The organism is Methanosalsum natronophilum (genome assembly GCF_024808815.1).
Lineage (GTDB): Archaea > Halobacteriota > Methanosarcinia > Methanosarcinales > Methanosarcinaceae > Methanosalsum > Methanosalsum natronophilum.
The window spans coordinates 34,864-43,970 of sequence record NZ_JANUCS010000016.1 but is presented as its reverse complement, the minus strand read 5'-3'; the positions used below and the strand labels follow the sequence as shown (position 1 = coordinate 43,970).

At 33.8% G+C, this 9,107-nt stretch carries 9 protein-coding genes; 2 read left to right on the top strand and 7 right to left on the bottom strand.

Annotated elements, in window-relative coordinates; genetic code table 11:
- Positions 1-89: 89 nt before the first annotated feature.
- The 7 genes from J2T59_RS08490 to J2T59_RS08460 all read right to left on the bottom strand — a co-directional run bounded on the left by J2T59_RS08490 (position 90) and on the right by J2T59_RS08460 (position 5,096).
- The gene (locus J2T59_RS08490) at positions 90-1,154 is read right to left on the bottom strand and encodes a cation-translocating P-type ATPase (RefSeq protein ID WP_259135508.1); all 1,065 of its coding nucleotides are present in this window, start codon (positions 1,152-1,154) and stop codon (positions 90-92) included.
- Positions 1,155-1,208: 54 nt separating this feature from the next.
- Positions 1,209-1,838, bottom strand: coding sequence for a class I SAM-dependent methyltransferase (locus J2T59_RS08485; protein ID WP_259135507.1), 630 nt, complete (start codon positions 1,836-1,838; stop codon positions 1,209-1,211).
- Between the two features lie 72 nt (positions 1,839-1,910).
- Positions 1,911-2,126 (bottom strand): hypothetical protein, encoded by a 216-nt coding sequence (locus J2T59_RS08480; RefSeq protein WP_259135506.1) that lies wholly within the window; start codon positions 2,124-2,126, stop codon positions 1,911-1,913.
- 453 nt (positions 2,127-2,579) lie between these two features.
- On the bottom strand, positions 2,580-2,990 hold the full coding sequence (locus J2T59_RS08475; RefSeq protein ID WP_259135505.1) for a molybdopterin dinucleotide binding domain-containing protein: 411 nt from the start codon (positions 2,988-2,990) through the stop codon (positions 2,580-2,582).
- Positions 2,991-4,256 carry a formylmethanofuran dehydrogenase subunit B gene (locus J2T59_RS08470; protein ID WP_310572671.1) on the bottom strand — a complete coding sequence of 422 codons (1,266 nt, stop codon included), beginning with the start codon at positions 4,254-4,256 and terminating at the stop codon, positions 2,991-2,993. It lies immediately after the preceding gene.
- A 17-nt stretch (positions 4,257-4,273) separates the two neighbouring features.
- Positions 4,274-4,735, bottom strand: coding sequence for a (Fe-S)-binding protein (locus J2T59_RS08465; protein ID WP_259135504.1), 462 nt, complete (start codon positions 4,733-4,735; stop codon positions 4,274-4,276).
- 85 nt (positions 4,736-4,820) lie between these two features.
- Complete coding sequence (locus J2T59_RS08460; RefSeq protein WP_259135503.1) at positions 4,821-5,096, bottom strand: ferredoxin-thioredoxin reductase catalytic domain-containing protein; 276 nt, start codon at positions 5,094-5,096, stop codon at positions 4,821-4,823.
- A gap of 287 nt (positions 5,097-5,383) precedes the next feature.
- On the opposite strand from J2T59_RS08460, the gene hdrA2 reads away from it, so the two are divergent.
- On the top strand, positions 5,384-7,732 hold the full coding sequence (gene hdrA2, locus J2T59_RS08455) for a CoB-CoM heterodisulfide reductase HdrA2 (protein WP_259135502.1): 2,349 nt from the start codon (positions 5,384-5,386) through the stop codon (positions 7,730-7,732).
- Positions 7,729-9,024 (top strand): 4Fe-4S binding protein, encoded by a 1,296-nt coding sequence (locus J2T59_RS08450; protein WP_259135501.1) that lies wholly within the window; start codon positions 7,729-7,731, stop codon positions 9,022-9,024. Before hdrA2 ends, J2T59_RS08450 begins: the two co-directional genes overlap by 4 nt.
- Positions 9,025-9,107: the final 83 nt, after the last annotated feature.

Here is a 9,107-nt window from a genome sequence, read left to right as displayed (position 1 = left end):
GTAAAATCAACAAAATTAGCTGAACTGGCAAACTCATTTTCCGACAAAAATTAGTAATATTTAATCAAAAATAGTTTAAACTGGCAAACTTAGGTTTCAAATGTGTTACCGTCACTCGTATATATCTGCGTCACAGTCATTTGGTTTTTAGTAAGTGTTCCAGTTTTATCAGAACAAATGACCGTAGCAGACCCCAAAGTTTCAACTGAAGGCATGGATCTAATTATTGCATTACGTGATGCCATTGCTTTAACACCAAGTGCAAGGGTTATTGTTAACGTTGCAGGCAATCCTTCGGGAATAGCAGCTACAGCAAGGCTAACCGAAGCTAAAAATGTTTCAAGTATATCTAATCCTCTTAAGAGTCCAACAACAAACGTGAAAATGGCAGCTGCAAGAATTGCAATTGATAAAAGAATACCAAAGTACTCGATCTTTTTTATGAGTGGTGTTTTAATTTCTTTAGATTCTCTAATAGATTCTGAAATTTTCCCAATTTCCGTATACTTACCTGTTGAAACTACTATGCCCTTCCCAATTCCTTGAGTTACATAGGTTCCAGCAAAAGCCATGTTCTTCTGATCACTTGCAGTTAAATATCTTTCTTCTAGAGGTAAACTTGATTTATCAACAGGTATAGATTCCCCAGTAAGTGGTGCTTCGTCACATGTCATATTTTTGACATAAAATAACCTTAAGTCAGCTGGGACACGATCACCAGATTCTAATAGAACAACGTCACCTGGAACTAAATCCCTGCTAGAAATTGTTTTCTTTGTATTATCTCGAATAACTTTAGTTTCAGGCACAATCATATTAGATAATGCTTGTAAAGCATTTTCAGCCTTTTTTTCTTGTGCAAAACCTAATACTGCATTTGCTAGAACAACACCTAATATAACAACTGAATCTATATATTCTTCAAGAAAAAATGTTATGATTGCAGCTGCTAGCAGAATATAGATTAGAGGACTAGCAAACTGCTTAAAAAACTTTTTAAAAAAACCCTCTTTCTGTTTTGATTCGATTTCATTTGGTCCTTCTTGTTTAAGGTCTTCAAGTGCACGACTTTCAGCTAATCCATGAGTACTGCTGCTTAATCGGTTGAATACCTCATCGGTTTCTAATTGGTACCAAAAGTATTTTTTATCCATTTTAACTATCTATTATTTATCCGACAATATATCTTAATATTTAGTTATTATTTATTATTTAATTGCCACTAACGTGATCCAATTTTTTTCTGGTAGTTCATGGATTTTAACTAAAGAGTAGCCTGCATTATAGAGCATTGTCCTATATTCATCTGGACTATTTATTTGCATACTTCCACTTTTAGCATATTCATCATTCCTTTTTTTGAATAAAGGGTGATCATAAACTTCATTTACTATTAAAAGCAAGCCGTTATTTTTAACCACATCATATATCTCTTTAAAATCTGCTTCTAGGTCTGGCCAGAAATAACAGGTTTCAAAACCACATACAATATCAAAAACATTATTTTTGAATGGTAATGAGTCTACAGTACCCTGTAAAATATTAATTAGGTTTAGGTTATCTAATTCTTTATTTAGACCGTATGCCAACCGTGTCATATCATGGGAATAGTCTATTCCATAGACTTTACCTTGGTATGCTAATTTTGAGAGAAGTTCAAGCGACATACCCCCTCCAAACCCTACATCTAAGATAGTATTCTTAGGGCTTATGGCAACATGTTTTAATCCCCATTCCCATAATTCTCTGTGCCTAACATTCATTTCATTTCCTACAACTAGGCCTTCTTTTCCCAGAGGTTTTCTGCATTGTCTAATCCTGTCAGTATTTTCACTCATTATAACACTTAAACTAATAAATATTCTGTAAGTAATCGTCTCTCATAAAAAGGAAACTAAAATATGCCAATATCATCGGAACTCGTCTTCAAATTCAAGTGCATCTAATATTTCTTCCCAATCGTTTAATATCCTAGAAATATCTGATTTTTTAGTTTCATCATAAATATCGACCATTCTGTTTAGATCGTATTGGTTAATGGATGCATAGATTATATCAATGAGTGACCTTTTGCCCAACTTGCTTAAAGCTTCAGCTTCTTCTTCTGTTTCTATTATCAATTTCATTGTTATGAACCTCTGCTTGAGTAAATTTCACAGTGGTAATCAAAACACTTGGTATGTATTTTAATCATTTGGTACCGCTAAAAATTATCTTAACAAAAAGAAATATTTAATAGAGATGAAATACAAATTTAATCACTTATATTTGAAAATAAAAAGGAATTGATCTTAAGAATTGATTTTCTTATTTTTTTGATATTTAATACTTTATTTTATCGGGTTTAAATCTTGTTTTAGATTAGAACGGTTATATTCGCCTTTCTGGAAGAATTTCATATATTTCACCAAAAAACACATTTCATAATTTTATGTATTGGAATGATTTTTTAGGTTAATACATAGCTTATACAGCAATGAAAACTATTCCAATCCATACTTTCTTGCTAAAATCAATATGAAGAATTATAATATATAGATAAAACAAGTATAGTATTGTAATTTGGCGTCAGAACAAATTTATGCTATAAGTTCTTCAATTAGTGTAATACTTTCGTTCTTTGCATCTTTTATTGTTGCATGTAACATTTTATATTCAGGGACTCCTGATCTGTCATCAGATAGAGGTACAATAGCATTTGACCACGGGCTATTTGGCATGTAAGCAAACCCTTGATGTGGGATGTCACTTTCAATAACTTTAAGTTGAACAGTAACTTCTCCTACAGTAGATTTTACTATTACATTATGTCCAATTTTTAAACCCATCTTTTTAATATCTTTTTTATCTAGCTGTATGATTGCAGACAGGTTCTTGTATTCATCACTAAACTTCGATTTCTCTGCAGCTGAACTCTGGAAAACATCTCTATAAGTTATAATTCGGATCTCATGTTCAGGCTTTGAAAGGTATTTACCAAAATCATCCATTTATATTTCCTCCATGATTTTGCAGATGATATGTTCATCACACAAACAACCACTGTTTATTATTGGCACTAATTCAACACAAGTTCCATCTATTCTTATAGCATTACCTCCACATTCAATACCACTTTTTGCAGATCTAATAACTACATCAGCAATCTTTTCGGTAAGGGTTTCACAGGGATCTATAATAATTGTGGGGACTTCTTTTAACTTCTTGGCAACTGAGTGAGGCATACTAGTGAATGGATCTGTGCCAATTATTAATACAGTATCAGGTTCCTTATTGTTTAACTGTTCAAGTACAGAATATTGTAGTCCATGCTTTATATCTAGATTACCAGATTCGTTTTTAACGAACTTTACTCTATTAACATAACCTGTTTCATTGTAAAGTGCTTGATTAAAACCTCTCATATTATAATGGCCGACCATGGGGATTAAGTGAAAATTTGAATATGTGTTTAACTCAGTTAGAAAATTTTTAATGGTCTCTATGCCAGTTTGAGAGTAGGTCAAACCAAGGCCCGCAAATATAACACCATATTTTGCTTTTTTTAAGATATTGCTGAGCTTTAATATTCTTTGAGTTTCTATGTCAAAAGAAACTTTTGGCATCTTCCCTGAAAACGCTGAACTTAAAGCGGTCATTAGCTCTCCATCAGATCTTGGAGGAATTTGGTAAAAATTATCTTTACAAAGTACTGAACTACTGGATTCTCTGACATCAATCGCTATTGCGGTTCTATCTTCATCCCATCCACGTTGTCTTTCTTTACCTCGTGGATAATATGCATATTTAGAGTTAAGCCTCGGATGCGAATTAGAAGGGTCTGCACCCCAAAAAACAAGTACGTCTGCATAATCTCGGACATCATCTAATGTACATGTTTTTAACTCGTTTTTTAGTATTGCATTCACAATTGGGCCTTGGCAGAAAGAGGAATTATCATCAATTGTTGCTGATATTAATTTTGCAAGTTTTATAGCTTCAAGTTGTGCTTCGGTTGTTGAATTATCTAATCCAAATATAAGTGGGTTATTAGCATTCTGCAGTAATTCTGCAGCTTTAAATATAGCTTCATCTTGATTTACCTCATTTCCATCAATTTTCGATTCAAGTTTTTTTGTATCCTTTATTCGTGATACACCCTTGATACAGGCATTGTTTGCTTTATCTATTTCTGTACCCTTCATCTCAATTTCAATATCATCGCATAATAGGGAACATCCTGGACATACACTATATTTATTTCTCAGAAAAATCACCACATTTGGATTAAACTTTAAACAAATTCAATTGCTTTGTTAGGACAGGTTACTATACATGCATTACAAAGAATTTTCTCTTCACCAAATCTACGGCATTCATGAACATTAGAAGATTTGACAACCCCATCAATTACTCTTAGTATCACTTTATTGCTTTTAGGGGCCTTGCCAAGAGCAACACCTTTTGGATCATGTGAAACGTTTACTGGACATGCTACTACACAGTTACCACATCCTGTACACTTTTCTTCATGTACTATAAGCCCAGCTTCTGATACATCATCACTAGTTTTAAATAAGTCAGTTAGTTTCTGATAATTCTCAATATATTGATTTTCATTTTTGATAGGTGAACAATCATCTACCTTCACTTTTCGTGCCAAAAGATCTACAGCAAAAGCCATACATGTAGACTTCCCACATTCTTTGCAATTTGTTTTTGGTAGAAGGTTATATACTTCCATAACATTTGTCATAATGACACCCTTAAATTTAAGCTAAAAGTTAATTTGGTTAGTATAATTATTTTTGATCTATACTTTTTTTTGATTCAACATCAATTCATGTACTTTCAAAGAAAAGTGAACAATGGCAGGAACCTTGGGTTTCAACTTCTTCTTCATGGTATATACAAGGACATATTATTTTACGGTCCTCTTGTTCATTCCCCGTAATAATTCTACAAGGACAATATCTTCTTCCATACTTATCTACATTATTAGCTAGCCCTTCTATAACCATATCGAGCATTTCATTATCAGGATTTAAATCATAACCTTTTCTATCTGCATATCTTTGAGTCCAATTACGAATTTTCTTTTTTGTTTCTTCTACCATAAGTAGCTAATCTCCTAGCAACTTGATTTGTCATATTAAACAGATATTAAATTGTTATGGTTTGAAATTTTCCCGTATTATATAATAATGATACTATTTTCATTTGGAGGAAATAATATTTAGATGATACTATAATATCAACATTAACCTCAATCTAATAAATAATTATTAATCGTTATAATATGTAACATGTCTTAAGTAATTTGGTGTTAATTTAATGCAACTTAGCTACATAATAAGAATAATACTATATCTTTATAATAAAAGCAATCATTTTGAGAGGGCACATGAATATTGGAGTATATATTTGTCATTGTGGATTAAATATTGCTAATATAGTTAATGTAGACGTATTAGTTGAAAAAGTCGAGAATCTTGAAGATGTTAGTCTTGTAAGAAATATACAGTTCACATGTTCTGATACTGGGCAGGAACGTATCATCGATGACGTGAAAGAATATGGTCTTGATAGAATACTAATTGCAGCTTGTTCTCCTAAATTACATGAGCAGACTTTCAGAAACGTAGCTGAAAAAGCTGGACTTAATCCATACATGGTGGAAATGGTAAATATAAGAGAACAATGTTCATGGGTTCATAGTGACAATCCTCAGATGGCAACACAAAAAGGCTATTCACTGATAAAAATGGGTTTAGCAAGGCTAAGACTCTTAAAACCATTAGATGTAGATACAGTACAGGTGAATAAGAACGTTTTAGTTATAGGCGGTGGTGTTGCTGGTATTGAAGCTGCGTTAAATCTTGCAGAATCCGGTTTCCATGTTTATATGGTTGAAAAAGAACCCACCATTGGCGGAAAAATGGCATTACTCAATGAAGTATTCCCTACAAATGACTGCTCAATTTGTGTATTGGCACCAAAAATGACGGAAGTTAATAATCACCCAAACATTGAGTTATTTACATTATCTGAAATAACAGAAATCAAAGGGAATGTTGGAAATTTTTCTGTAAGTGTAACTAGCAAACCTCGTTATGTTCTTGAAGATAAATGTAAAGGGTGTATTGAAGATTGTTCTAGGGTGTGTCAGGTTGAAGTGCCCGGAAAGTTTGATTATGGGCTAGGAAAGAAAAAAGCTATCAGTGTAGCTATTCCTCAAGCTGTTCCTCAAGTAGCATATATTGATACAGATTATTGCGTAGGCTGTGGGTTATGTCAATTAGCTTGTCCTTCAGAAGCAATTGATTATGAACAGGAAGAAGAGGTAGTTGTATTGTCTGTAGGAGCTATTATTGTTGCAACGGGCTATAAACTGTTCGATGCAGCTAAAAAAGAAGAATATATGTACGGCAGAAATGTCGATATCATTACTACAATGGAGCTCGAAAGGTTGCTTAACGCATCAGGACCTACTAGGGGTAAAGTGGTGGTTCCTTCAACAAGGAAAACCCCAAAAAAGGTTGCATTTATACAATGTGTTGGCTCAAGAGATGAATCTGTGGGTAATCCCCATTGCTCTAGGGTTTGTTGTATGTCGTCTCTAAAAGATGCACAACTCTTAAAAGAGAGATATCCTGAGACTAATATAACTATTCATTATATTGATATTCGTGCATCAGGTGAAATGTATGAAGAATATTATTCAAAAACTCAATCTATGGGAATTGAGTTTATTCGAGGAAAAGCTTCAGAGGTTATTGAAAATGGAGAACTGATTCTAAGGTTTGAAGATACTTTGGAACAAGAAATAACTCAAAGGAAATATGATTTAGTTGTCTTGGCAACAGGCATGGAACCTACAGAGAGTACAATAACAATATCAAATATGCTTAACTTATCATGTCGGACAGATGGTTTCTTTTCGATTGCACATCCTAAAATGAGACCAGTAGATTCACATATAGAAGGAGTTTTTGTAGCCGGATGTGCTACGGGCCCAAAAGATATCCAATCTTCTATAGCACAAGGGAGTGCAGCAGCTGCAAAATCCATTCGACTCTTGAATCTGGGCAAACTTGAGACAGATCCACTATGTGCAATGGTAGATTCATCAAAATGTATTTCATGTGGCCTTTGTGAAAAAATTTGTAGGTTTGGTAAGATTAAAATAACTGATAAGAAGGCAGAAGTTGATGAATTATCATGTCAAGGCTGTGGTACTTGTAGTGCAGCATGTCCTACAGATGCTATAGATATGAGATATTTCACTGACGAACAGATAAATGCTCAGATTCATGCAGCTCTTGAAGTTAAAGAAGAGTTCCCTTTAATTATCAGTTTCCTATGTAACTGGTGCAGCTATTCTTGTGCAGACCTAGCAGGAGTTTCACGACTAAATTATCCTACAAATATCAGGATAATTAGACTCATGTGTGCTGGACGTGTTGACCCCGAATTTGTGATCACGGCTTTAGAGAATGGTGCAGACGGTGTTTTGGTTGCAGGCTGCAAACTAGGTGAATGCCATTATGTACATGCGAACTATAGTGCTAAAAGGAGATTAGAAGCACTCCAGCAAGTACTGGAAGAAACTGGTATAAGATCTTCAAGACTAAAACTTCTATGGATATCGGCTTCAGAATGTGATCGGTTTGCAAGTACAATTGAAGAGTTTGTGGCAGAACTCAAAGAATTGGGTCCAATCGGGCATGAAGTATTGAGGGATTTAAAATGAGTGGTGAGCAAGAAAAAGATTCTCTTTCAGTGAAAAAAGAGATGGATGCTGAAAATACTCATTTTAGATATAAAGAAATTACTGAGAAATCAACTAAAACATTGGACTATGACTATAAAAGGTGCACAGGCTGTGGCTTATGTGTGAAAATATGTCCTCTAAAAGCTTTAGAGTTGGGCCCTATAAAAGAAATTGCTACAGGCTTAGATGCACCTCCTGTAATAATGGATCTCGAGAAATGTACTTTTTGTGGTATGTGTTCCAATTTCTGTCCGGTGAATGCTTTCAAGTTAGAAAGAAAAGGATATTTTCCGGGAGAAGAACAATTTCCCAAACTGGATTCTAGTATTGAGATCAATGATAAATGTTTACCATGCACACTATGCGAAAAAGCATGCCCTGAAGATGCGATAAATGTAAGTTTCGATATACCTAAAAAGGAAGAACTAGTGTCTTTTGATAACAATGCGGAAGGAACGATCGAAATAGATCAAGATAAATGTAACTATTGTGGATTATGTTCTATATTCTGTGATGCTTTTGTAATGGTCGAAAAGGAATCAACACCTACTAATCTCTTACCTTATGAACAAATATTGGTTGATGAGGATAAGTGTGATTATTGTAGATTATGTGTTGATATGTGTCCCGAAGATGCTATAAAAGTTTCAGGGGGTACTGAACATGGACAAAAAACTCCTAGTATAAAGGGCAAGGTCAATATTGATGATGACTTGTGCACAAAGTGCTCATGGTGTAGTAAAGTTTGTCCCTACGATGCAGTATCAGTAAAAAAGCCATTCGAGGGCGAACTTAAACTCAAAGAAAAAAATGTACCTAAATGCGACCCACACGGTTGTCATGCATGTTTTAATATCTGTCCTTCTCATCTATGGTATGTTCCAAAGGATAATGATGAATTTAACAAAATCGCTATTAAAGAAGATTTGTGCATATATTGTGGTGCATGTGTCAATGCATGTCCTTATGATGTAATGAAAGTATCTAGATCTAAAGTGAACCATACTCGAATTCCAGATGCACCTTGGTCAAATCAATGGGAAGATGCTATTAATTCATTGGTTACATCTGAGCGAAATTATCCAGATACTTCACGGTCAATTGAAATTGAAAAAGAAGTTCCAGAAGAATACAGAGAGATTGAAACTCCAAAAATCGATAGTTCTTATTTAGATGCTGCAAAGAAAAATCTAAATGAAGCTAGACTTGTTTTTAAAAACAAGAAATTTAGGATGAACCTTGAAAAAGAAAATGAAGAAATCGAATCTTAAGGTAAGAATTATGGAAAGATAATTGAGGTTAACTTAGCATTATTACATTAAGATATTAACACATTGAGTTGATTAATTAGTTA

What these genes read in the sequence shown, in the direction of transcription:
- J2T59_RS08490 (WP_259135508.1), bottom strand. Translation starts at nt 1,154, where the DNA reads ATGGATAAAAAATACTTTTGGTACCAATTAGAAACCGATGAGGTATTC.
- J2T59_RS08485 (WP_259135507.1), bottom strand. Translation starts at nt 1,838, where the DNA reads ATGAGTGAAAATACTGACAGGATTAGACAATGCAGAAAACCTCTGGGA.
- J2T59_RS08480 (WP_259135506.1), bottom strand. Translation starts at nt 2,126, where the DNA reads ATGAAATTGATAATAGAAACAGAAGAAGAAGCTGAAGCTTTAAGCAAG.
- J2T59_RS08475 (WP_259135505.1), bottom strand. Translation starts at nt 2,990, where the DNA reads ATGGATGATTTTGGTAAATACCTTTCAAAGCCTGAACATGAGATCCGA.
- J2T59_RS08465 (WP_259135504.1), bottom strand. Translation starts at nt 4,735, where the DNA reads ATGACAAATGTTATGGAAGTATATAACCTTCTACCAAAAACAAATTGC.
- J2T59_RS08460 (WP_259135503.1), bottom strand. Translation starts at nt 5,096, where the DNA reads ATGGTAGAAGAAACAAAAAAGAAAATTCGTAATTGGACTCAAAGATAT.
- hdrA2 (WP_259135502.1), top strand. Translation starts at nt 5,384, where the DNA reads ATGAATATTGGAGTATATATTTGTCATTGTGGATTAAATATTGCTAAT.
- J2T59_RS08450 (WP_259135501.1), top strand. Translation starts at nt 7,729, where the DNA reads ATGAGTGGTGAGCAAGAAAAAGATTCTCTTTCAGTGAAAAAAGAGATG.